Consider the following 22,251-nt stretch of genomic DNA (forward strand, 5'->3'; position numbering starts at 1 on the left):
TCTCCCGCGGTGGTGCCCGGTCCCCGGACCGGCGACCCCAGGGGCGCGGCGGACCACCCGGTGTCCCCGCTGCGCGGCCTCCCGCCGGTCCGCCCCGCCGTCGTCCCGGTCCCGCGGTCCGCCGCCGAGGCCACCCCCGAGGCCACCGACGAGGCCACCGACGAGGCCACGGACGACGTCCCCGCGCCGGCCACCGCCGCCCTGCCCGTCCCCGCTGCGGCCGCCGGGCCCGCCACCGCCGCGCCGCGCCCCCGCCGTCGCGGCCTGCGCGACCGCCGCCCGCAGCTGCTGCTCGCTGCGCTCGTGGCGGGCGCGGTCGGCGCCGGGGTCGCCGGGGTGCCCGGCGGGTCCGGGGCGGAGACCGGGCCCACGCCGGTGCTCGGCGCGCAGATGGAGCTGGCCACCGGCGAGGAGTCCCTCGAGGTCCTGCCGATGGCCTCGATCACCGAGGCGGAGGCGCAGGCGCGCCTGCAGGAGGTCGCGGCCAGCCGCGCCGAGCGGGCCGCGGCCGAGGCCGCCGCCGCGGAGGCCGCCCGGGAGGCGGCGCGGCCCAAGGCCGTGCTGCCGGTCGACGGCGCGCGCTTCACCAGCGGCTACGGCTCGCGGTGGGGCACCTTCCACTACGGCATCGACCTGGCCGCCCCCATCGGGACGCCGGAGTACGCCGCCATGGACGGCGTCGTCGTCCGGGCCGGTGCGGCCAGCGGCTTCGGCCTGGCCGTCTACGTCCTGCACGAGAACGGCGACGTCACCGTCTACGGCCACATGGAGGAGATCCTCGTCGAGCCCGGCCAGTACGTGGAGGCCGGCGAGACGATCGCGCTGCTGGGCAACCGCGGCCAGTCGACCGGGCCGCACCTGCACTTCGAGGTGCACCAGGGCGGGATGAACGGCCGCAGGATCGACCCGGTGCCGTGGCTGGCCGAGCGCGGGGTCGAGGTCTGACCCGCGACGCGCGGGACGACCCCCCGTCGCAGGGTGCGGTTCCGGGGGTCGTATAGTTCTCCATGGCCCGAGCGAGACCGGGCGGGCCGAGGAACGGGGCTGTGGCGCAGCTGGTAGCGCACCACACTGGCAGTGTGGGGGTCAGGGGTTCGAGTCCCCTCAGCTCCACCCGTGTGACCAGGCCGTTCTCCTCCGGGAGAGCGGCCTGAGTCGTCTCTGGTGGCAGTCGTGGTCGCAGTTGACGCCGGCGTCACGAGCAGCACGGCGCCCATGCGGTGCTCTCGCGGGCCGACCTGGACAGCGCTGCGTCGAGGCGGAGGTCCGGCTCCTGACCCCCAAGATGGTCAGGCCGGCACCTGGCCGGCTCAGTGCGGTGCGCGAGCCGACCGAGGTCGTGGCGCGGCGGTGACGTCGGCCCCCGACCCGATGCCCTCGGTGTCCGGGGTGAGCGCTGCGAGGACGTCCTCCTCGTCGTCGTGGGCGCGCCGGACGGCGGCGGTCAGCAGCCGGAGCTGGCGGTCCAGCGGCTCCTGCCGGTCCGGCGGTGCCACGCTCCTGAGGTCGGCCAGCGCGGCGCACATCTTCCGGGTCACCTGCGGCTCCGACGCCCCGGCCAGGCGGATCTCGTCGAAGGCCAGCCGGACGTAGCCGTCCCAGCTGACGGTCCGCTCGAGCAGGCGCACCACGCCGTCCTCGTCGCGGTGTTCACCGCAGGGCAGGGGGCGAGCGGCGATCTGGCGCAGCAGGTCGTGCAGCCGGTGCAGCGCCTGAACCGTCGTCGTGGGGTCGTTGAACGGCTGTGCGATCGAGCGCACGGCGATGTCGACGAGCTTGCGGAAGCCGTAGGCGAGGTCCTCGGTGTGCACGCGCTCCGGGCCGAGCAGAACGTGGCGGGTGACGTCGGTGGCCCGGAGCCGACCGGCCGGGGAGCCGTCGGCGCTCACCGCCGACCGGGTGCCCGGGTGTATCCGGACCAGCGGCGCGCCGCCGACGACGAAGTCCCCGACGACGGGGACCAGTTCCAGCACGCAGTCCGCCTGCCGGGCCGCGGCGACCAGCGCCGGGCGGTCGACGCGGATCACGTTGCCGGGCTGCGCGGCGACCATCTCGTCCGGGCCGCCGGTGACGACCGGCAGCTCCCCGTGCTCGCGGACGATGAACTCGCGGCTCCGGTCGCCGACGAGGTCGACCAGCCCCGCGACCCGCAGGCCCTGGCCGATGTGGTGCACGAACAGGACGAGCACGACGATGCTGGCGAGCATCAGGAGGTAGCACAGCAGCATCGACAGCCCGGGCACGGTGCCGGTGTCGGAGCCTCGGATCTCGCGGAGGGTGAGCACCGCGACCAGGAAGCTCGCGCCGAACAACCCGATCGCCAGCTGACTCCACCGGTCGGTGAGCAGCGCCCCCACGATGCGGGGCGAGAACTGCCCCATCGCCAGCTGGACCGCGACCAGCGTGACCGTCAGGACGAGGCTGGTCAGCGACACCATGGCGGTGGCGAAGGAGGACAGGATCGTCTGGGCGTCGGACGGCGTCCCGGTCAGGCTCTGCGGGACGAGCCGGTAGCCCGTCGCCCGGTCCACGGCGAGCGTTCCGACGACGAGGAGGGCGCCCGCGGCCAGGCAGCCGATCGGCAGCAGCCACAGGCTGGTGCGGACGAAGCGCTGGAGCCGCAGCCAACTCATGCGCTGGAGGCCTGCGGGCCCGCCGCCCGGGTGGACGACTCGTACGCGGTCATGGTCTCCCTCCGGGTGGACGGGTGCGGACGTGCTCGACCCGGCGACCTCGCGGACCGCCCGGTCCTCCCATGGAACCGAGGCAGACGGGGGAGCACCATCGGCAGAACGCCCGATTCAGGCCCGGCAGGGCGACGGGAGCAGGGGCACGTAGAGGCCCTCGCGCTCGGCCCGCACCGCGGCGAGCGTCCTCGTGGGCGCATCGAGCTTGACGAGGACGTGCTCGAGATGCGCTGCGACGGTGCGCGGGGCCACGACCAGCGTGTGGGCGATCTGCTGGTTGGAACACCCGTCGATCAGCAGACCGAGCACCTCGAGCTCGCGCGGCGTCAGCCCGCGCAGGTCGGTCACGGGCGACAGGGCCACCGTTCCGAGAAGGCTCGCCGGTGCCTCCGCGGGGCTGGCCAGGACGGTCACGCGGACGTGCCCGTCCGGCGCGTGGCGTCCTCCGCGCGGCCAGAGGAAGGACGCGAAGATCCGGCCGTCGGCGATGGCGGAGCGGGCGACGGTGACGACGGGCGACCCCTCGGTGAGCAGTGCGTCGCCGTCGAGGCCGGGCAGCGGCCGGGTGGCGCTGCCACGGCACAGGACCGCGCCGGCGCTCGCCCCGCGCACCAGCCGCGTTGCCGCGGCCAGTGAGCGCACCGGGTCAGACCCGCGCGCCAGAACGGGCGTGAGCTGGTGCAGTCGGCGCCGCAGGGCCAGGGGCGGCGGCTCCGTGCTGCTGAAGAGCAGCGCCAGGTGTCCGACGTGGCGCCGGCCTCCGTCGAACAGGGCGACGCCCAGGGCCTCGTGGAAGCCGGCGGGGATGAAGCACTCGGCCCAGGTCTGCAGGTCAGCGGCCGGGTAGGGCAGGTCGGAAGGGCTCAGCGGCCGGCGCGTAGGGGCGGTGTGGGTCATCTCGATGTCGCGCGCCATGGACGGACCGCTCAGGTACTGCAGGGTTTCCTCGTCGAGAGCGATGCTGGCCATGCACGTGTAGCTGCTGCTCATCGGCTCGGCGAGGGCCAGCCACGCGGCGTCGAACGGCACCAGGCGGTGCACCAGTTCGAGCATCTCCCGCGAACGTTCGGGGAGGGGACTGGCCGAGTCGGCGATCTCGGCCAGTTCGAGGTTCGCGGTCTCCTGCATCGATGCTCCCGGGACCGCGGCCGCGGCAGACCCGCTGTCTGTTCAACGTTGCCGACGCCTGACCCCCGTGCGCCCAGGTACCGCGAAGCGGGACGGAGTAGTCCCGTTCCGGCTGACGAAAGTGGCGCAGTGGTCTGAGGTCCCGGCTAACGGTGCCACCGACGCGGGGACGCCGCGGAGCACCGGCGGGGTCGTGGAGTTGCGCCGCCTCAGGTACCTCCTCGGCCGCCGCAGGCGCGGACGTCACCCGGCACGGCCTGCCGCCCGGGCCCTCCAGCCCTGCGCGGCCGGGCTGTGCAGGGTGCGCTGGGCGGCAGCGGCCAGGCCGATGCCCACCACGGCGGCGGCCGACGGTTTCGGCGACCATCGCAGCGCTGCGATCGCCCAGCCGACGGGCGCCTCGGGTTGCCGATCGGACTCACGACGCGGTGCTGCCGCCACCGGCTCCGGCGATGCCTCCGCGAAGGCATCGAGCATCCCGGGGATGAAGGCGGCCATGTCCTGGGGCCCTCTGCTGGTGGTGAGGTTCCCGTCCCGGACGAGCTCCTGATCGAGCCAGGTGGCACCCGCGTTCACCAGGTCGTCGCGGATCCCGGGCCAGGAGGTGAGGGTCCGTCCGTCCACGAGTCCCGCCGAGGCGAGCACCCACGGCCCATGACAGAGGGTGGCGATGGGCTTGTCGCTCGCGGCGAACGCGCGGACGAACTCCCGTGCCGGGGCGGACTGCCGGAGGAGGTCGGGATTGATGAACCCACCCGGCAGCAGCAGGCCGTCGTAGTCGCCGGGATCGGCTTCCTCGATCGTCTTGTCCACGCGGACCCGGCTGGCCGGCATGTGCAGGTTCACCCCGCGGATGCGTCCGCGCCGCAGGGACACGACGTCCACCTCGGCGCCGGCCGCCTTCAGGGCTCGCAGCGGAACGATCAGCTCGACCTTCTCGAAGCCGTCGGCGGCCAGGGCAGCGAGCGTGCGGCCCTCGAGCCTGCGTCTGGTGGGCATGTCGTCCCCTGTTGCTCGATGGCGGAGAGATGACGGAGATCCCCTCGGCGGCGGAAGCCTCGATCGGGGTGCCACGGAGTCGCTCTCACCTGGCCGGCTGCTCGGCGGTGAGCGGGGTACCCGCACCCGACAGCCGGACACGTCCGCGGGCGGACCGACGCGCGACCGGTCCGTCATCCTGCTCCGACCGGCCGGAGCGCCCGGCTGACCCCGGTGGACGACATGTGGGCCCACGGCGGGTCCACTCACCACCGGTGCCGCCGTCGGAGCCGGCTCGGGCAGCGCGTCCGGGACGACGTCCCGCTCGGTGTCGGCCCGCGCCGCGCACCGACCTCGCGGCGCCTGGGGCGTGTCGGTGCGAGGCGCAGGGCTCTGGACCGCGGGGACTGCGCCGCGGCACCACGGGCCAGGCGGTCGGGTCCGGTCAGCTGCCGGTAGACGGGCCATGCCTCGAGCCACTGCCGCAGACGCCGCTCGATCGGGTTGCTGCTCGAGGTCGTCCCCCGGTCCCGGCCCGCACGGCCCGGCAGTGCGGTCAGCTCTCAGCGGTGTGAACGTCTGCGCCCCATCAGAGCGAGACCGGGGGGACGTCGGGCATTGGTAGATCTGCCGATCTTTCGGCGGAGCCCCGCGGCGAGTCCGGATGTGCGGTGGCCCCGGTGGGACGGCCGACGCAGAGTCAGGGGGCCGGTGAGCAGAGCCGGCCACTGGGCGCCCCGTGGCGCTCTCCCGAGCCGGGGCCCGCGCCCCAGGAGGGGATCCCATGCGAGCGATGGTGTACCGAGGGCCCTACAAGGTCAGGGCCGAGGAGAAGAAACGGCCAGTGATCGAGCACCCCAACGACGCGATCGCCCGGGTCACCCTGGCCGCCATCTGCGGCTCCGACCTGCACCTCTACCACGGCATGATGCCGGACACCCGGATCGGTCACACGTTCGGCCACGAGATCATCGGCGTGGTGGACGAGGTGGGGTCGTCCGTGCAGAACCTGCAGGTCGGGGACCGGGTGATGGTGCCGTTCAACATCTTCTGCGGCACCTGTTGGTACTGCGCGCGAGGGCTGTACTCCAACTGCCACAACGTCAATCCGAACGCCACCGCCGTCGGCGGCATCTACGGCTACTCGCACACGACCGGGGGCTACGACGGCGGCCAGGCGGAGTACGTGCGGGTGCCGTTCGCCGACGTCGGCCCGTCGAAGATCCCGGACTGGATGGCCGACGAGGACGCGGTCCTGCTGACCGACATGACGGCGACCGGCTACTTCGGAGCGCAGCTCGGCGACATCGTGCAGGGCGACGTCGTCATCGTCTTCGGCGCCGGGCCCGTCGGACTGGTGGCGGCGAAGTCGGCCTGGCTGATGGGGGCCGGCCGGGTCATCGTCATCGACCACCTGGACTACCGGCTGGAGAAGGCGCGCACCTTCGCCCATGCCGAGACCTACAACTTCACCGAGTACGGCGACATCGTCCTGGAGATGAAGAAGGCCACCGACTACCTCGGCGCGGACGTGGCCATCGACTGCGTGGGCGCCGAGGCGGACGGCAACTTCCTCCAGCACGTCACCTCGTCCAAGCTCAAGCTGCAGGGCGGCTCCCCGGTCGCGCTGAACTGGGCGATCGACTCCGTCCGCAAGGGCGCGACCATCTCGGTGATGGGCGCGTACGGCCCGCTCTTCAGCGCCGTCAAGTTCGGCGACGCAATGAACAAGGGGCTGACGATCCACACCAACCAGTGCCCGGTCAAACGGCAGTGGCCCCGGCTGTTCGAGCACGTGCGCGACGGCTACCTGAAGCCCAGCGAGCTGGCCACCCACCGGGTGGCCCTCGAGGACATCGCCGAGGGCTACCACATGTTCTCGGCCAAGCTCGACGGCTGCATCAAACCCCTCGTCGTCCCGACCGCGGCGTGAGCGCCAGGAGACCCCGATGACCTACACACCGCACAAGCCGCCGATCGCGGAGTCGCCCGAGGAACTGCGCAAGCGCATCCCGGGCTGGGGCGTCGACCTCGACCCCAAGGACCGGCCGTCGGTGCCGAAGCTGCAGTTCCAGGAGGACTTCACCGGCGCGCACTGGGAGTTCCCGGAGCGGCAGCCGGAGAGGTATCCGCGGGAACGCTCGGTCGAGCACGGGATGCTCACGCCGGTCTTCGGCACCGCCCAGCCGCCGTCGGGCGTCGCCGGCGCCATCCGCCGTCACGCCTACCGCTACAGCGAGGGCCGCACGGCGCACTGGCTGCTGCTCATCCTCGCCGACCGGGTGGACGCGTGGGAGCACCACCTGAAGTCGCTGCTCACGCTGCACCCGGACAACCCGATCACCGAGACCGGGGTGAAGGCCGAGTTCACCCGCCACGGCCTGCGGTCGCGGGTCGGGCAGCACCGCACGGACCTCAAGCACCAGGTACTCGACCCGGTGATCGTCGGTGGCCCGTGGATCGCCGCGGCGGGGGCGGTCTACGCCGGTGCCCGGAGCGTGTCGAGGTCGCTGGCGCGCGTCGGGTCCGACGGGCAGCGGCCGGTGCACTGAGCCGGGGACGGCTCGCCCCGGGACACGGACGGACCGGCGCGACCCGGGGAACGGCACGCCGTCGGACGGGTGCCGACCGGGCCGCCCACCCGCGGTCCTCGGGGCCGCGCCCGCCCGGTCCCGCCCCGCGCGACGCGGGGTGGGACCGGTGTGCGACGGCGCCCGCGAACTGCTCCGGGTGGACACCGCCGGGCAGGTCCGGTGGGGCCGGGTCGACGCGGCCGGCGTGCGCGACGTGGCGGTGCGGCCGGTCGGTGAACCGGTCAGGGCCGCTGCCCTGACCATCAGCTCCGGCCGGCTCGTGGCGGCCGGGAGCGGTTTCCGCGTGCTCACCACGCGGGACGGCGCGGTGCGCGTCCTGCTGGACCTGGAGGAGCCCCGCATGACCGCATCCACGATGCGCACCGTGACCCTGCCCGACGGCACCGCAGCCCCGGCCCTCGGCATGGGCACCTGGTACCTCGGTGAGGACCCCGGCAGGAACGACATCCAGCTGGACGCCCTCCGCACGGGCATCGACATCGGCCTGACGCTGGTCGACACCGCCGAGATGTACGGCGACGGCGCCGCCGAGGAACTCGTCGGCCGGGCGATCGCCGGCCGGCGGGACGACGTCTTCCTGGTCAGCAAGGTGCTGCCGCACCACGCCACGCGCCAGGGCACGGTGGACGCCTGCCAGCGGAGCCTGCGCCGACTGGGCACCGACCGCCTGGACCTGTACCTGCTGCACTGGCGCGGCCGGGTCCCGGTCGAGGAGACCGTCGCCGCCTTCGAGTCGCTGGTCTCCCGCGGGCTGATCCGCTCCTGGGGCGTGAGCAACTTCGACGTCCCCGACCTCGACCAGCTGGTCGGGCTCCCCGGCGACGACCGGGTCCAGACCGACCAGGTGCTCTACAACCTCGCCCGGCGCGGCCCCGAGTACGACCTGATCCCCTGGTGCCGCGGCAGGCGCATGCCCCTGATGGCGTACTCGCCCGTCGACCACGGCCGGCTCCTCGAGCACCGGGCCGTCCGGGACCTGGCCGCGGAGAAGGGGGTCACCCCGGCCCAGCTGGCCATCGCGTGGGTGCTGCGGCTGCCCGACGTGTTCGCCGTCGCCAAGGCCTCGACCCGCGCGCACGTCATCGACGACCGCGCGGCGCTGGAGATCGGCCTCAGCCAGGCGGAGCTGGACCAGCTCGACCGGCTCTTCCCGCCGCCGTCCGGCAAGGTCCCGCTCGACGTCCTGTAGGACCGGCCGACGAGCCGATCGCGAGGGCCTGCCTCACGAGCCGCAGCCGGCGGGTTCCTCGGCTCGATCCCGTGACAGCGGCGGGCGGTTCGCCGGTGCTCACTCCGGCAAGCGGCGACCCGGGTGCCTCGCCCGCCGGCGCGGGCCCGTTCGCCGGGCTCCGAGGGGAGTCCCGGACGGCGTCGCAGGCGACGGAGGAACTCGGCCGGCGCTGGGCAGGACGGCGGCCCCGCAGTCAGCGACTGCGGGGCCGCCGCCGCGGTCAGACGAGTCCCTCGTTGTGGGGCTCGATGCTGGCCGAGGGGTCCACCCCCTCGTCGGCGTCCGGCCGGACGGGGCCCTCGCCCGGCTCGGAACCGGAGCCGGCGGCGGTGTTCCGGGAGGACCGCTCCGGATCGGTCACGTCGGTGGTCGTCGGCGCCTGACCGATGCGCTTGGCGGCATCCCCGGTGCCGGTCTCCTCCAGCTCTGATTCGCTCACGACTCCTCCATCCAGGTCGTTCATCCAGGTAGTTCGACGTCGGTGATCACGCAGTGGGCTCCACGAGTTCCTCCGGCTCGTGGGACGGCTGGCCGGACAGTGACGTCCGGAGGGCCGGCCGGCGCGGTGACGTGGCCGGTGACCGGTCCTACCGGGGCTCGCGCATGTGCTCGGCGACCCCCGCGGGGGCACGGGTGCGCGCCTGCTCGGCCGCCCGGCTCGCCGATCGTCCGGCGCCGGGGTCGACGCGCACCGACCGCGCCACCTCCGCACGGCTGCGGTACTCGACCGGCGGGATGGCGCGGAGGCTGCGGACCACCGCCTCGGGTGCGCCCGCCCGCTCGGCGGCGTCGACCAGCGCCTCCTTGCCGGCCGGGTAGTCGACGTCCTCCAGGTACCGCAGGACGTCCTCAGGGGTGAGCGGATCGGTCACGGTGGTTGCCTTCCGACTGGTGGTCGTGGTTGTCCGGCGCCCGAGGGCGGTCAGCCGTGGGACCCGACCGCGGCGATCGCCGCGTCGATCCGCCGGGCGAGTTCGATGTCCATGTCGGTCACGCGGTCGAGCGAGTGCGTCCAGACCTCGAAGGTGACCGCGTCCTGCAGTTGCTCGACGCGTGCGTGGTGGGTCATGTCCTGCTCGGCGCGGGCGACGGCGTCACGCAGGGGTCGCTGGCGCTCGGGCGGGAGCACGACGGTGCGCCGCAGGCGGTGTTCGTCGCCCTCCCAGCCCTCCAGGGCGGCGAGCGCGCGGTCGAGCTCGTCCTGCTCGAGCAGTCGCGGGGTCAGCCCGATCGGCACCCCGGAACCGCGGGGCGGAACGCCCTGGTCGATCGGTGCGAACAGCTCCTCACCGTCCGGCAGTCGCCGGGCGAGGACGCCGGCCACCTCCGGCTCGGAGGCGGCCAGCGTCGACAGGACCGCCTGGGTGTAGAAGCGGGCCCGCTCGGCCGGGCAGCCGGACCCCGCGCTCACCGCGGAGACCAGGGCGGCGCTGCTGTCGGGGTGCAGAGCCGGGCCCCGGACCTCGGCGGCACCCCGGAGGGAGCCCGGCAGGACCGCGGCCAGCCGGTCGCGGTCGGGCTCGTCCAGCGAGGCGGCCACGGCGGCGACGACCGCTTCCACGGCCCGCCGGGCCTCCTCGGTGTCGGCGACGCCAGCCTGAGCGCCCGCGGCCTCGATGAACGTCGCGTACTTGATCACCGGATTCCTCCTGAGCTGTGCGGTCCTGGCCTCCCGTCGTCGGCCACTGCACGGGCGACGGCGGGTTCAGGCCATCGGCCCGACCAGCTCCCGGTACTCCTGCGGCAGCTGGGAGAGGACGTCGTCGAACTCGCCGGGCCTCAGCGCCTCCCGCACCGTGGTCAGGACGGCGGCGGCCCCCGTGCCTCGTCCGGGCCGACGTCCCCGCGTTCCGCGATCCGGCGCAGGAACTCGTCCACCCCGAAACGCCTCCGCTTCTTCGCGTGGGGGCCGCAGGTCGCCCCGGAGCGGGGTCGGCAGCTGCGCGGCGACGTCCTGGGCCTCACCACCGCTGATGCGGTCGGCGAGGGTCCGCGGGGTGGCGTGCTCGATCCGCTCCGCCGTCTCCTCGGGCACGCCGGCCCGTTCGGCCGTCGTCCGCGTGGACGTCGCGTGGTCCATCTGCGCTCCCGGAGGCGCCGTCGGGCGCCGGTCGTAGGGATCCCGTCGTCCGACCGCGGCGCCGACGCTAGGGGCGGTGACGGCACGTGGGCATCGGTCGAACGACCGATCCCGGCTCTCCGCATGGCCGCGACGTCAGCGACTCAGCGCTCGGGGGCTGGGGTCCGCCGACCTCCGCGGGGCAGGGCCACGCCGCCACGCGAACCCAGCCACGGATCAGCCCCTCGACCGCCGCGACCGGGGGGTTGAGTCCTCGAGGCTCTTCCCGACCACAGGGTCGCCGCCGGGACACAGCAGGTGCTCGGCCACGGGGCTCGCGGCCAGGATCTGCCCCGACGGCAGCTCGAGGGGCAACGACGGCAGGGGGCAGCGAGCCACCACGTCCAGCACTTCCGGCGGCGGCCTGGCTGCCGCCGGCCGCGGGAGTCGGTCCAGCATCTCCGGCACGGCACACCACCCCGCGAAGGAACGCAGCGCCGGGCTGCCTGTCCGGCCGTGCCATCGGTAGGCACCGATGGCACCGGACGAGGACCGGCGCAGGGGGGTTCACGGCGTCGCGCCGACCCGGTGCGGTGCTCGATCCATGACCGGTGTCGGCAGTGCTGCCGATACCGCCACCCCGCTCCCCGGCACCACGCTGGTCGCGACGACGACCTGCCACAGCGACCGCACCGAGTGCGTCCTGACCGCTCGGGACGAGGAGGGGCCATGCTGGTTTCGTCGGATCCGGGCGTCGCGCACACCTGGCTGCGAACCACGTATCCCGGCTACGCGCCCGAGGGGACCAACAGCCGCAGGAACTTCCTGTTCGAGGCGGTGCACGAGCAGGCGGGCCGCATCGGCATCTCCCGGCTCAGGTACTCGACGAGCGCGGACGACAACGTCACCCCTGAGGTGCTGCTCGTCGTGCGACCCTCGTCCGGCGCCATGATGGTTCGGCTCGGCCGGGAGGAGTTCGCCGTCCCTCCGGGCGCGCCGGTGCTCCTGCCGGCGGGTGAGCCGGTGAGCGTGCTGTGGGCCGATACGGACGCCGCCTGCGTCTGCCTGAACGCGGACGACGTCGAGCGCGTCGCGGTCGAGACCAGCGGTCTCGACGACCTCGCGCTCCGATTCACCTGGCTGCGGCCGATGCTCCCGGGCCTCGAGCAGCGGTGGAACGACACGGTCCAGGCCGTGACGCGCGCGGTGCTGCGCAACCGGCGCACCATGGCCGGCCCCGTACTGACCGGGCAACTGGCCGAGCGGCTGGCCGCGGCCCTCCTGGACACCTTCCCCAGCACCCGGCTGGCCACCCGTCGCCGTCTCCCGCCCGACCATGCCACGCCGGCCGTGGTGCGTCGTGCCGTCGACTTCGTCGACGCCAACGCCGAGTGCGACCTGACGACGAGCGACATCGCCGCAGCCGCCGGGATCGGGCCGCGCGGGCTGCAGGCTGCGTTCCTGCGCCACCGGGACTCGACGCCGACCGCCTACGTGCAGCGGGTGCGACTGGACCGGGCGCATCGGGAGCTGGTGGACACCGATCCCGCCGACCGCGGCACCGTGCCTGCCATCGCCGCTCGGTGGGGCTTTCCCACGCCGAGCGCGTTCGTCTCCGCTCACCAGCACGTCTACGGAGGCCCACCCCACCAGACCTCCCCGTATCGGGACCGCCGCGGGGACTGACCGGTCGGGCCGGTCGCTAGCCGTCCGCTGCCCCGGATCCGTCTCCCGAGCGGGCCCGAGGTTCCTCTCGCGAGCTCCCCGGCCCGATGGCCGGAGCCGCGCCCCCGAGTTCCTTGCTCACCGTCGGATCGGCGTCGTCCGGCTGCGGTATGCGCGGGTCGTCGGGGAGTTCGATCTCGGCCTCGTCACCGGCAGCCGTCAGGGGTGCGTCGTCCTGCGGGGGGAGGGTTCCGCCGTCCATGCGCGGGGGGTTACCCGGCGCGGCGTCCGGAACCGGGGCGCCACGCCGAGATGGGCAGAGCTGCCGATGCCCTCCGGTCGTCGCGCCGGATCGAGGTGCGGCAGGGCCGTGAGCCGGTATCGGCAGCCCTGCCGATTCCCCACTCACCTGCGCCGGACCAGGCTGCTCCCACCACATCACCGGCGACCGCAGACACGACAGCTGCCGAGCGCCCAGCTCGGCCACCCGCAACGAAAGGGCGTGTGACATGGCCCGTGCAGTCGGCATCGACCTGGGTACGACGAACTCCGTCATCGCGGCGTGGGAAGGCGGGCAGGCCTCGGTCATCCCGAACGCCGAGGGGTCACGGACGACGCCGTCCGTGGTGGCCTTCACCGACAGCGGCGAGCGCCTGGTCGGCCAGCTGGCCCGCCGCCAGGCCATCCTCAACCCCAAGGGCACGATCTACTCGGTCAAGCGCTTCATCGGCCGCCGATTCGAGGAGGTCGAGGAGGAGGCCGGTCAGGTCACCTATGACGTGGTCCCTGATGCGAACGGGCTCGCGCGGATCGACGTGCGGGACAAGCTGCACGCGCCGGAGGAGATCTCCGCGCTGATCCTGCGCAAGCTCGCCGACGACGCCGGACGGCACCTCGGCGAGCGCGTCACCGAGGCGGTGATCACCGTCCCGGCCTACTTCAATGACGCGCAGCGGACCGCCACCCGCGACGCGGGGAAGATCGCCGGCCTCGAGGTCCTGCGGATCATCAACGAGCCGACGGCCGCGGCGCTGGCCTACGGGATGGACAAGGGCCAGCACGAGACGGTGCTGGTGTTCGACCTCGGCGGCGGGACGTTCGACGTCAGCGTCCTGGATGTGGGGGACGGCGTGGTCGAGGTACGGGCCACGGCGGGCGACACCCACCTCGGCGGGGACGACTTCGACCGGCGGATCGTCGACCACCTGGCCGAGGAGTTCCGGAAGGAGAACAGCATCGACCTGCGGAAGGACCCGCAGGCGCTGCAGCGGCTCTACGAGGCGGCCGAGAAGGCGAAGGTGGAGTTGAGCTCGGTCACGCAGACCCAGGTCAACCTGCCCTTCGTCACCGCGGACGCGAACGGGCCGAAGCACCTCACGACGACGCTGATGCGCTCGACGTTCGAGCAGCTCACGGCGGATCTCGTCGAGCGGACCATGGGACCCGTCCGCCAGGCCATGTCGGACGCCAAGGTGGGGGCGGACGACATCGACGAGGTCATCCTCGTCGGCGGTTCCACGCGGATCCCGGCCGTGCAGGCGCTCGTGCGCCGGCTGACCGGTGGCAAGGAACCGAACATGACCGTCAACCCCGACGAGGTCGTGGCGGTCGGCGCTGCGATCCAGGCAGGGGTGCTCAAGGGCGAGGTCTCCGACGTCCTCCTGCTCGATGTCACGCCGCTGTCGCTGGGGGTGGAGACCCAGGGCGGGCTGATGACCAGGATCGTCGAACGGAACACCACGATCCCGGTGCGGCGCAGCGAGGTCTTCTCGACGGCCGTGGACGACCAGCCCGCCGTCGACGTCGTCGTGCTCCAGGGGGAGCGCGAGCGCGCGGCCGACAACCGTGTGCTCGGCCGGTTCCAGCTCACCGGGATCCGGCCGGCGCCGCGCGGGGAGCCGCAGATCGAGGTCGTCTTCGACATCGACGCCAACGGCATCCTCAACGTCACGGCCCGGGACAAGGACACCGGCGCCGAGCAGGGCATCACGATCTCCGAGAGCACCAACCTGGACACCTCCGAGGTCGAGCGGATGGTCACGGAGGCGGAGCGGAACCGGGCGTCGGACCAGCAACTGCGGCAGGAGGTGGATGCCCGCAACCAGCTGGACACCGTGGCCTACCAGGTGCAACGGCGACTCGACGAACTCGGCGATGCCGCACCTCCGCACGAGCGGGCCCGCGCCGAGATGCTGGTGACCGAGGCCCGGCAGGCGGTGGCGGACCAGGCGCCGATGGATCGGGTCCGCGAGCTGACCGGCGAGCTGCAGCAGGTGCTGGCCGGGCTCCAGGCGGCCTCGACCAACTACGCGGCGGACGTCAGTGACGTGACCGCCGGTGGGACGGTGGCCGCCGACGACGACGTCATCGACGCCCAGTTCGACCGGACCTGAGCCGCTACCGATGGCTGAGCCCGGACCCAACACGCCGTCCGACCGGCCGCCGGGTACACCAGGTGCCGGCCGGGGAGCCGCGGAGGTCCATCCGGCCAGTGGACCTCCGCCGGAGGCGCCCGCCCGGCCGGACGGTGCGGCGGTGCGCCCCACGGAGCAAGCGCTCGACGCCGCCGAGGACCGCTGGCGGCGAGCCGTCGCAGACCTGGACAACCTGCGCAAGCGATACGCGCGGGAGGTGGCGCGCGAGCGCGAGAACGAGCGGGAGCTCGTCACGTCGGCGTTCCTGCCCGTGCTGGACACCATCGATCGCGCGCTCGAACACGCCGCGGCGGACCCGGGATCCATCGTCGAGGGCATCCGCACCCTCCGTGAGCAGGCCCTCGCCGTCGTCTCGGGGCTCGGCTACGGACGGGAGGACGAGCCCGGAGTGCCGTTCGATCCGGCGCGGCACGAGGTGGTCGGGGTGGTGGACGCCGAGGGGACCGGGACCCCGCCCGGTTCGGTGGCCTCGGTCCTGCGGCCGGGCTACGGCGCCCCGGGACGTCAGCTCCGACCGGCGGCCGTCACCGTCGCGCAGCGGCACGGGAGCTGACCGGTGGCCCGCGACTTCTACGAGGTCCTCGGGGTGTCCCGTGACGCGGGCCAGGAGGAGCTGCAGCAGGCGTACCGGCGGTTGGCGCGGCAGAACCATCCGGACGTGAACAAGGACCCGGGGGCGGAGGAGCGGTTCAAGGAGATCAACGAGGCGTACTCCGCGCTGTCGGACCCGGAGCTCCGCAAGCGCTACGACCGGTTCGGGGAGGACTTCCGGCGGGTTCCCGAGGACTGGGAACAGCGCGTCGGTGCCGGGGCCGGCGGATCCGGGGGTCGGGCCGGTCGGGATCCCCGCACGACCTGGACCTCGGCGGGCTCCGACGTCGGCGGGGGATTCGGCGGCGGGGGTTTCGGCGGCGGGGGTTTCGAGGGCATCGACATCGAGGACCTCCTGGGAGGCGTGTTCGGCAGCCGCGGCCGAGGCGCGCGTGCGGCCCGCACCGCAGGCGCGGATCAGGAGGCCGAGCTCCCGCTCACCGTGGAGGAGGCCTACCGCGGCGGCCGCAGGGAGATCACCCTCAACGGTCCGGACGGCCCGCGCAGCTACACCGTCACCATCCCGCCCGGGGTGAACGACGGCCGGCGGATCCGGTTGGCCGGCGAGGGCGGGCGCGGGTTCGGCGACGGCCCCGCGGGAGACCTCTACCTGGTGGTGCGGCTGTTGCCGCACCCGCTCTTCCGCGTGCACGGCCGGAACATCCACGTCGACCTGAAGCTCGCCCCGTGGGAGGCGGCGCTCGGCGCGACCGTCCCGGTCCCCACGCCCGGGGGCGAGAACACGGTGACCGTGCCCCCCGGCTCCTCGTCGGGACGACGGCTCCGGCTGCGTGGGCAGGGCATGCCGGACCCGGCCGGCCACCCGGGCGACCTGTTCGCCGAGATCAAGATCATGGTCCCGCCGCGGTCCAGCGACCGCGAGCGCCAGCTGTTCTCCGAACTCGCCAGGTCGTCGACGTTCGATCCGCGCCGTGCTCCGACCGACGACGGAGGAGGACGCCGATGAGTCCGCAGAGTCGTCCCCTCCGCTACCCGCTGGTCCGGAGACCGGCAGCCATCCTGCTGGGCGAGGAGGAGTTCGCCCGGCGCTGTGAGCTGCACCCCGATCTGGTGCGGCGGTTCTGGGCGCTGGGGCTGATCCCGGCCGCGTGTCACGCCGACGGGTCGCTGTGGTTCAGCCCGGCGCAGGTGCCGGCCGTCGCCCGGTTGCAGCGCCTGCACGCCTCCCTGCCGCTCAACTACGCCGCCCTCGGACTCGTGTGCGACCTCCTCGACCGGATCACCGACCTCGAGACCGCCCTGCGCGTTCGCGGGCGCACCGAACCGGTGCGACGACGCGCCACCACCGACCAGCCGGCCGCCGACCAACCGGAGCGGAGTCAGCGATGGACCTGAACCGTCTGACGCAGAAGTCCCAGGAGGCGCTCGCCGCCGCGCAGACCCTGGCGATCGAGCACGGTCACACCGAGGTCGACGTCGAGCACCTGCTCACGGCGCTGCTCGACCAGCCGGAGGGCCTCGTCCCGCGGCTGATCTCGGCGATGGGTGCCGACCCCGCGGCCCTGCGCACGGACATGGGAGCGGAGCTCTCCCGCAAGCCACGGACCACCGGTACGGCCCCTCAGCCGGGGCAGGTCTCGCTCACGCAGCGGGTGGCCCGGGTGCTCGAGGCCGCCGACCGCGAGGCCAGGCGCATGAAGGACGAGTACGTCTCGGTCGAGCACCTGCTCGTCGCGCTGGCGGACACGGGCTCGGCCACCGGGGCCGGGCGGGTGCTGGCGCGGCACGGCGTCACCCGCGAGGCGTTCCTCTCCGCGCTGACGCAGGTGCGCGGCAACCAGCGGGTCACGTCCGCGACCCCGGAGGGCTCCTACGAGGCGCTCACGAAGTACGGGATGGACCTGGTGGAGTCCGCGCGTTCGGGCCGGCTCGACCCGGTGATCGGCCGCGACGCCGAGATCCGGCGGGTGATCCAGATCCTGTCCCGGAAGTCGAAGAACAACCCCGTGCTCCTCGGTGAGCCCGGCGTCGGCAAGACCGCCATCGTCGAGGGGCTGGCCCAGCGGATCCTCAACGGGGACGTTCCCGAGGGGCTGCGCGACCGCACGATCTTCTCCCTCGACATGGGCCTGCTGATCGCGGGAGCGAAGTACCGCGGCGAGTTCGAGGAACGGCTCCAGGCGGTGCTGGCCGAGGTGAAGGCCGCCGAGGGCCGGATCCTGCTGTTCATCGACGAGCTGCACAACGTGGTCGGGGCCGGTGCGTCCGAGGGTTCGATGGACGCGGGCAACATGCTCAAGCCGATGCTGGCCCGCGGCGAGCTGCACATGATCGGCGCGACCACGCTCGCCGAGTACCGGAAGTACATCGAGAAGGACGCCGCGCTGGAGCGCCGCTTCCAGCCCGTCTTCGTCGACGAGCCGTCGGTCGAGGACGCCGTCTCGATCCTGCGCGGGCTGCGCGAGCGGTTCGAGGTGTTCCACGGCGTCCGGATCCTCGACGGCTCGCTGATCGCGGCGGCGACGCTGAGCCATCGCTACCTGACCGACCGGTTCCTGCCCGACAAGGCGATCGACCTCGTCGACGAGGCGTGCGCCCGGCTGCGCACCGAGATCGACTCCATGCCCGCCGAGCTCGACGAGATCACCCGCCGGGTGATGCGACTGGAGATCGAGGAGGCGGCGCTGGCGCAGGAGGACGATCCCGCCTCGGTCGGCCGCCTGGACCAGCTCCGCCGCGAACTGGCCGACCTGCGCGGCGAGGCGGATGCCATGCGGGCGCAGTGGAACGCAGAGCGGCAGGCGATCAGGCGGGTCCAGGAACTGCGGGCGGAGCTGGAACAGGTCCGCCACGAGATCCAGGAGGCGGAGCGGGCCTACGACCTGAACCGCGCCGCCGAGCTCCGCTTCAGCCGGCTGGCCGACCTGGAACGCAAGCTGGACGTGGAGGAGCGACGGCTCGCCGAGAAGCAGGGCGAGCACAGTCTGCTCCGCGAGGTGGTCACCGCCGAGGAGATCGCCGAGATCGTCTCGGTGTGGACCGGCATCCCGGTGGCCCGGCTGACCGAGGGTGAGCGGGAGAAGCTGCTGCGCCTCGACGAGGTGCTGCACCGGCGGGTGATCGGGCAGGACGAGGCGGTGCAGGCGGTCGCGGACGCGATCATCCGGGCCCGGTCCGGGGTGAAGGACCCGCGCCGGCCGACCGGGTCGTTCATCTTCCTCGGCCCGACCGGCGTCGGGAAGACGGAACTGGCCAAGGCGCTGGCCGAGGCGCTGTTCGACTCGGAGGACAACATCGTCCGGATCGACATGAGCGAGTACCAGGAGCGGCACACCGTGTCGCGGCTGGTCGGCGCCCCTCCGGGCTATGTCGGTTACGAGGAGGGAGGGCAGCTCACCGAGGCGGTGCGCCGGCGTCCGTACGCCGTCGTCCTGTTCGACGAGATCGAGAAGGCGCACCCCGACGTCTTCAACACGCTGCTGCAGGTGCTCGACGACGGCCGGCTCACCGACGCGCAGGGCCGCACCGTCGACTTCCGCAACACCGTCATCATCATGACGTCGAACATCGGGTCGCAGTACCTGCTCGACGGCGTCACCGACGACGGCCAGCTCAAGCCGGAGGCCCGTGACCTCGTGGTGGCCGAGCTGCGGGGCCACTTCCGGCCGGAGTTCCTCAACCGGGTCGACGACACCGTGCTGTTCACGCCGCTCAACCCCGGGGAGATCGAGAACATCGTCGAGCTGATGCTCGCCGACCTCCGCGTCCGTCTCGCCGAGCGCACCATCACGGTGGAGATCACCGAGGGAGCCAAGCGCTTCATCGGCCGGGAGGGCTACGACCCGGTCTACGGTGCGCGCCCGCTGCGGCGGTTCATCGCCAAGGAGGTGGAGACCCAGGTCGCCCGGGCGCTGCTGCGGGACGGGGCGATCGAGGGCTCGACCGTGCGGGTCGACGTGGACGGCGACCGGCTCGTCGTCACCCACGAGACGGTCGGAGCCCAGTCATGAGCGCCCCCGCGACCGCACGGACGACCATCGTCACCTGCCCGCACTGCTCGAAGAAGAACCGGGTGCCGGCCGTGGCGGCCAGCAGCCCGAGGTGCGGCAACTGCCACCAGCGCCTGCCCTGGATCGCCGACGCGGGTGACGACGACTTCGCCGAGGTCGCGGAGCGGGCTCCGGTCCCGGTGCTCGTGGATCTCTGGGCGACGTGGTGCGGCCCCTGCCGGATGGTGAGTCCCGTCCTCGAGCGGCTGGCCACCGAGCGCGCCGGTGACCTCAAGCTGGTCAAGGTCGACGTCGACCAGGCGCCCCGGCTCTCCCAGCGGTTCGAGGTGCGCGCGGTGCCGACCCTGATGGTGCTGAGGGACGGCGAGGTGCTCGCCCGCCAGCCCGGGGCCGCGCCGGAGCCGGCGCTGCGGAGCTGGCTGGACCAGGCACTGCGATCGAAGGGAACCGAGAACCGATGACCGTTCCGCTCGGGCTGGACCCGCACCTCGCCTTCGCCCATGACGACGTCGAGCCCCGTACGCCCGAGGGATGTGAGGAGTGCCTGCGGATCGGCTCCCCCTGGGTCCATCTGCGGCTGTGCCTGACCTGCGGGCACGTGGGCTGCTGCGACCAGTCCCCGGGCAAGCACGCCCGCCGGCACGCCGGCCTGGTCGGCCATCCGATCATCCGGTCGTTCCAGCCGGGCGAGGACTGGCGGTGGTGCTTCGTCGACGAGGCACCGGTGTGACCCCCCAGGTGACGGCTGCCGACAGGAGCCACGGCGTCGAGCACCTGCTGGCCGACGTGCCGCCGGGCGAGACGCCGGATCTCTCCGGGGCGTTCCCCCGCCTGGAGGAGACGCGCGTCCGGGGACTGGAGGGGTGGGGGGAGCGCCGGCCCACGACGCGCGGGGACGTGCTGACCGCCGAGGGCGAGCCGGAGGACACCTTCTTCGTGGTGCTCTCCGGCCGTGTCGCCGCTGTCGAAGCGCTCGGGACGGCCGACCAGCGGGTCGCCCGGCTGCTCGGGCCCGGCCGCTTCCTCGGCGAGCTCGGTGTCCTCACGGGGCAGCCGGCCTTCCTGAGCGACGTCGTCGTCGACGCGGGCGAGGTCCTGGCCGTTCCGGCCGGCCGGCTGCGCGCCCTCGCGGCGCGGGAGCCCGCCTTCGGCGATCTCGTGCTGCGGGCCTACCTCGTCCGGCGCTGGCTGGCGCTCGGCGAGGGCATCGGGTTCCGGATCATCGGCTCCCGGTACTCGGCCACCACCCGGCAGCTGCGCGAGTTCGCCGCCCGCAACCGGCTACCCCACCGGTTCCTGGACCTGGAGGCCGACCCGACGGCCGAGCGGTTGCTCCGCTCTCTGGAGCTGGGGCCTGACGACACGCCGCTCGTGCTGTACCGGGACCGGCTGCTGCGCAACCCCTCGACGGCCGAACTCGCCGCGACGTTCGGCCTGCGCGACGTCAAAGACGGCCGGGAGGTCTGCGATCTCGTGGTGGTCGGAGCCGGCCCCGCCGGGCTCGCGGCGGCCGTCTACGGCGCCTCGGAGGGCCTCGACACCGCGGTGCTCGACGCCGTCGCGCCCGGCGGGCAGGCGGCGCGGACGTCGTGCATCGAGAACTACCTCGGCTTCCCCACCGGGATCTCCGGGGGCGAGCTGGCGGAGCGCGCCACCTTGCAGGTGGAGAAGTTCGGCGCGCGACGTTCCGTCCCGTCCGAGGTGGTGGGGATGGAGGAGCGCGACGGGAACCACGTCCTGCAGTTCGCCGACGGCGGTGAGCTGGCCACGCGCACGGTGATCGTCGCCTCCGGCGTGCGCGTCCGCCGGCTGCCCGTCCCGGGACTGGAGGAGTTCGAGAGCACCTGCGTCTACTACGCGGCGACGCCGATCGAGGCCCAGCAGTGTGTCGGCGACCCGGTGGTGGTCGTGGGTGGGGGCAACTCGGGCGGCCAGGCCGCCGTCTTCCTCGCCGACCACGCCGCCGAGGTCAGCCTGGTGGTCAGGGAGCAGAGCCTCGAAGAGAACATGTCCCGGTACCTCGCCGACCGGATCACCCAGGACCCGCGTATCGCGGTGCACCCGCACACCACGGTGGAGGGCCTGGAGGGCGAGGGGGGCCGCCTCCAGGCCGTCGTCGTGGAGGACACGGTGACCGGTGAGCGGACGCGCCTGCCGGCGCGCGACCTCATGGTGTTCATCGGGGGCGTGCCCAGCACGTCGTGGTTGCCCGACACGGTCGCCCTGGACTCCGGTGGCTACGTGCTGACCGGGCCGGACGCGCGCCGCGCGAGGGAGCAGGGAGAGTCCGGCGGATCCGACCCACTGCTGCTCGAGACCAGCCTGCCCGGCGTCTTCGCAGCGGGCGACGTGCGCAGTGGCTCGGTGAAGCGGGTCGCCTCGGCAGCCGGGGAGGGTGCGATGGCGGTGCGGATGGTGCACGAGCACCTGGCGGCCACGCGGTGATCGACCAGGACGAGGAGGGGACATGGCCGGGATCCCGGAGCTGAAGCGGTTCTTCCGGGCGGCGGGGAGCGTCGACGTGGACAAGGCCGACGTGCAGCGCTTCCGGGAGTTCGTGGACGAACGCGTGGACGACCTGGCCGTCGCGGGGCGCGACGCCGCCCGGTGGAACGGCCGGGACGTCATCGCCCCGCAGGACCTGCCGGTCACGGCGGGGCTGCAGGAGCAGATGCGAGCGTTCGGCAGGCTCGAGGAGGCCGACGAGCTCCGCGGGCTCCTGCGCGGCACGGTGCGCCGCCCACCGGCCGACGTCACGTTCGGCGACGAGACCGAGGACGTGCTCATCGAGGTGTTCGGCGGCCTCGGTGTCGCGCTGGCCCGCTCCTTCCGCCTCCTCGACGAGCGCGTGACGAACCCGACGACCGAGCACTGGGACCGGGCCTTCGGCCTCTTCCGGCTGCTCGTCTGAC

General features: G+C 73.4%; 21 protein-coding genes and 1 tRNA gene. 15 read left to right on the forward strand and 7 right to left on the reverse strand.

The window, feature by feature from the left end; translation table 11 throughout:
• Positions 1 to 60: 60 nt before the first annotated feature.
• Together ACI8AR_RS21020 and ACI8AR_RS21025 are read left to right on the forward strand one after the other, a co-directional pair.
• Positions 61 to 945 carry a M23 family metallopeptidase gene (locus ACI8AR_RS21020; protein WP_457052723.1) on the forward strand — a complete coding sequence of 295 codons (885 nt, stop codon included), beginning with the start codon at positions 61 to 63 and terminating at the stop codon, positions 943 to 945.
• A 95-nt stretch (positions 946 to 1,040) separates the two neighbouring features.
• Positions 1,041 to 1,113 (forward strand) — tRNA-Ala (locus ACI8AR_RS21025).
• A 197-nt stretch (positions 1,114 to 1,310) separates the two neighbouring features.
• Here ACI8AR_RS21025 and ACI8AR_RS21030 read toward each other — a convergent pair.
• The 3 genes from ACI8AR_RS21030 to ACI8AR_RS21040 form a co-directional block, all read right to left on the reverse strand.
• A complete protein-coding gene (locus ACI8AR_RS21030; RefSeq protein ID WP_457052724.1) occupies positions 1,311 to 2,633 on the reverse strand; it encodes a DUF2254 domain-containing protein in 1,323 nt (440 codons plus the stop codon).
• Positions 2,634 to 2,801: 168 nt separating this feature from the next.
• Positions 2,802 to 3,815 carry a response regulator transcription factor gene (locus ACI8AR_RS21035; RefSeq protein WP_457052725.1) on the reverse strand — a complete coding sequence of 338 codons (1,014 nt, stop codon included), beginning with the start codon at positions 3,813 to 3,815 and terminating at the stop codon, positions 2,802 to 2,804.
• Positions 3,816 to 4,058: 243 nt separating this feature from the next.
• Entirely contained in the window at positions 4,059 to 4,814 is a 756-nt protein-coding gene (locus ACI8AR_RS21040) for a type 1 glutamine amidotransferase domain-containing protein (RefSeq protein ID WP_457052726.1), read from the reverse strand.
• A gap of 763 nt (positions 4,815 to 5,577) precedes the next feature.
• Here ACI8AR_RS21040 and ACI8AR_RS21045 point away from each other — a divergent pair.
• The 3 genes from ACI8AR_RS21045 to ACI8AR_RS21055 all read left to right on the forward strand — a co-directional run bounded on the left by ACI8AR_RS21045 (position 5,578) and on the right by ACI8AR_RS21055 (position 8,576).
• The gene (locus tag ACI8AR_RS21045) at positions 5,578 to 6,726 is read left to right on the forward strand and encodes a zinc-dependent alcohol dehydrogenase (RefSeq protein WP_457052727.1); all 1,149 of its coding nucleotides are present in this window, start codon (positions 5,578 to 5,580) and stop codon (positions 6,724 to 6,726) included.
• A gap of 16 nt (positions 6,727 to 6,742) precedes the next feature.
• Positions 6,743 to 7,345: a hypothetical protein gene (locus tag ACI8AR_RS21050; RefSeq protein WP_457052728.1), complete on the forward strand. Its 603-nt coding sequence runs from the start codon at positions 6,743 to 6,745 to the stop codon at positions 7,343 to 7,345.
• A 148-nt stretch (positions 7,346 to 7,493) separates the two neighbouring features.
• Entirely contained in the window at positions 7,494 to 8,576 is a 1,083-nt protein-coding gene (locus ACI8AR_RS21055; protein ID WP_457052729.1) for an aldo/keto reductase, read from the forward strand.
• A gap of 262 nt (positions 8,577 to 8,838) precedes the next feature.
• Here the strand turns inward: ACI8AR_RS21055 and ACI8AR_RS21060 are convergent, their stop codons facing one another.
• The 4 genes from ACI8AR_RS21060 to ACI8AR_RS21075 form a co-directional block, all read right to left on the reverse strand.
• Complete coding sequence (locus ACI8AR_RS21060; RefSeq protein ID WP_456925429.1) at positions 8,839 to 9,057, reverse strand: hypothetical protein; 219 nt, start codon at positions 9,055 to 9,057, stop codon at positions 8,839 to 8,841.
• 148 nt (positions 9,058 to 9,205) lie between these two features.
• Positions 9,206 to 9,490 carry a DUF2795 domain-containing protein gene (locus ACI8AR_RS21065; protein WP_456938758.1) on the reverse strand — a complete coding sequence of 95 codons (285 nt, stop codon included), beginning with the start codon at positions 9,488 to 9,490 and terminating at the stop codon, positions 9,206 to 9,208.
• 50 nt (positions 9,491 to 9,540) lie between these two features.
• Positions 9,541 to 10,257 carry a 4a-hydroxytetrahydrobiopterin dehydratase gene (locus tag ACI8AR_RS21070; protein ID WP_457052730.1) on the reverse strand — a complete coding sequence of 239 codons (717 nt, stop codon included), beginning with the start codon at positions 10,255 to 10,257 and terminating at the stop codon, positions 9,541 to 9,543.
• A 66-nt stretch (positions 10,258 to 10,323) separates the two neighbouring features.
• Positions 10,324 to 10,698 carry a DUF2267 domain-containing protein gene (locus ACI8AR_RS21075; RefSeq protein WP_457052731.1) on the reverse strand — a complete coding sequence of 125 codons (375 nt, stop codon included), beginning with the start codon at positions 10,696 to 10,698 and terminating at the stop codon, positions 10,324 to 10,326.
• A gap of 675 nt (positions 10,699 to 11,373) precedes the next feature.
• Here ACI8AR_RS21075 and ACI8AR_RS21080 point away from each other — a divergent pair.
• The 10 genes from ACI8AR_RS21080 to ACI8AR_RS21125 all read left to right on the forward strand — a co-directional run bounded on the left by ACI8AR_RS21080 (position 11,374) and on the right by ACI8AR_RS21125 (position 22,250).
• Positions 11,374 to 12,363: an AraC family transcriptional regulator gene (locus ACI8AR_RS21080; protein ID WP_457052732.1), complete on the forward strand. Its 990-nt coding sequence runs from the start codon at positions 11,374 to 11,376 to the stop codon at positions 12,361 to 12,363.
• A 488-nt stretch (positions 12,364 to 12,851) separates the two neighbouring features.
• Positions 12,852 to 14,735 carry a molecular chaperone DnaK gene (gene dnaK, locus ACI8AR_RS21085; protein WP_457052733.1) on the forward strand — a complete coding sequence of 628 codons (1,884 nt, stop codon included), beginning with the start codon at positions 12,852 to 12,854 and terminating at the stop codon, positions 14,733 to 14,735.
• Between the two features lie 142 nt (positions 14,736 to 14,877).
• Complete coding sequence (locus ACI8AR_RS21090) at positions 14,878 to 15,330, forward strand: nucleotide exchange factor GrpE (RefSeq protein ID WP_457052734.1); 453 nt, start codon at positions 14,878 to 14,880, stop codon at positions 15,328 to 15,330.
• Positions 15,331 to 15,333: 3 nt separating this feature from the next.
• Positions 15,334 to 16,335 (forward strand): DnaJ C-terminal domain-containing protein, encoded by a 1,002-nt coding sequence (locus ACI8AR_RS21095; protein WP_457052735.1) that lies wholly within the window; start codon positions 15,334 to 15,336, stop codon positions 16,333 to 16,335.
• On the forward strand, positions 16,332 to 16,724 hold the full coding sequence (locus ACI8AR_RS21100; RefSeq protein ID WP_457052736.1) for a chaperone modulator CbpM: 393 nt from the start codon (positions 16,332 to 16,334) through the stop codon (positions 16,722 to 16,724). The genes ACI8AR_RS21095 and ACI8AR_RS21100 overlap by 4 nt, the downstream gene beginning before the upstream one ends.
• Positions 16,715 to 19,339, forward strand: a complete 2,625-nt coding sequence (gene clpB, locus ACI8AR_RS21105; RefSeq protein ID WP_457052737.1) for an ATP-dependent chaperone ClpB — start codon at positions 16,715 to 16,717, stop codon at positions 19,337 to 19,339. The genes ACI8AR_RS21100 and clpB overlap by 10 nt, the downstream gene beginning before the upstream one ends.
• Positions 19,336 to 19,800, forward strand: coding sequence for a thioredoxin (gene trxA / locus ACI8AR_RS21110; protein WP_457052738.1), 465 nt, complete (start codon positions 19,336 to 19,338; stop codon positions 19,798 to 19,800). The genes clpB and trxA overlap by 4 nt, the downstream gene beginning before the upstream one ends.
• Entirely contained in the window at positions 19,797 to 20,069 is a 273-nt protein-coding gene (locus ACI8AR_RS21115; protein WP_457052739.1) for a UBP-type zinc finger domain-containing protein, read from the forward strand. Before trxA ends, ACI8AR_RS21115 begins: the two co-directional genes overlap by 4 nt.
• Complete coding sequence (locus ACI8AR_RS21120; RefSeq protein ID WP_457052740.1) at positions 20,066 to 21,784, forward strand: FAD-dependent oxidoreductase; 1,719 nt, start codon at positions 20,066 to 20,068, stop codon at positions 21,782 to 21,784. The genes ACI8AR_RS21115 and ACI8AR_RS21120 overlap by 4 nt, the downstream gene beginning before the upstream one ends.
• A gap of 22 nt (positions 21,785 to 21,806) precedes the next feature.
• A complete protein-coding gene (locus ACI8AR_RS21125; RefSeq protein ID WP_457052741.1) occupies positions 21,807 to 22,250 on the forward strand; it encodes a DUF1931 family protein in 444 nt (147 codons plus the stop codon).
• The last annotated feature ends 1 nt before the right edge of the window (position 22,251 follow it).

Source organism: Geodermatophilus sp. SYSU D01036 (assembly GCF_054050435.1).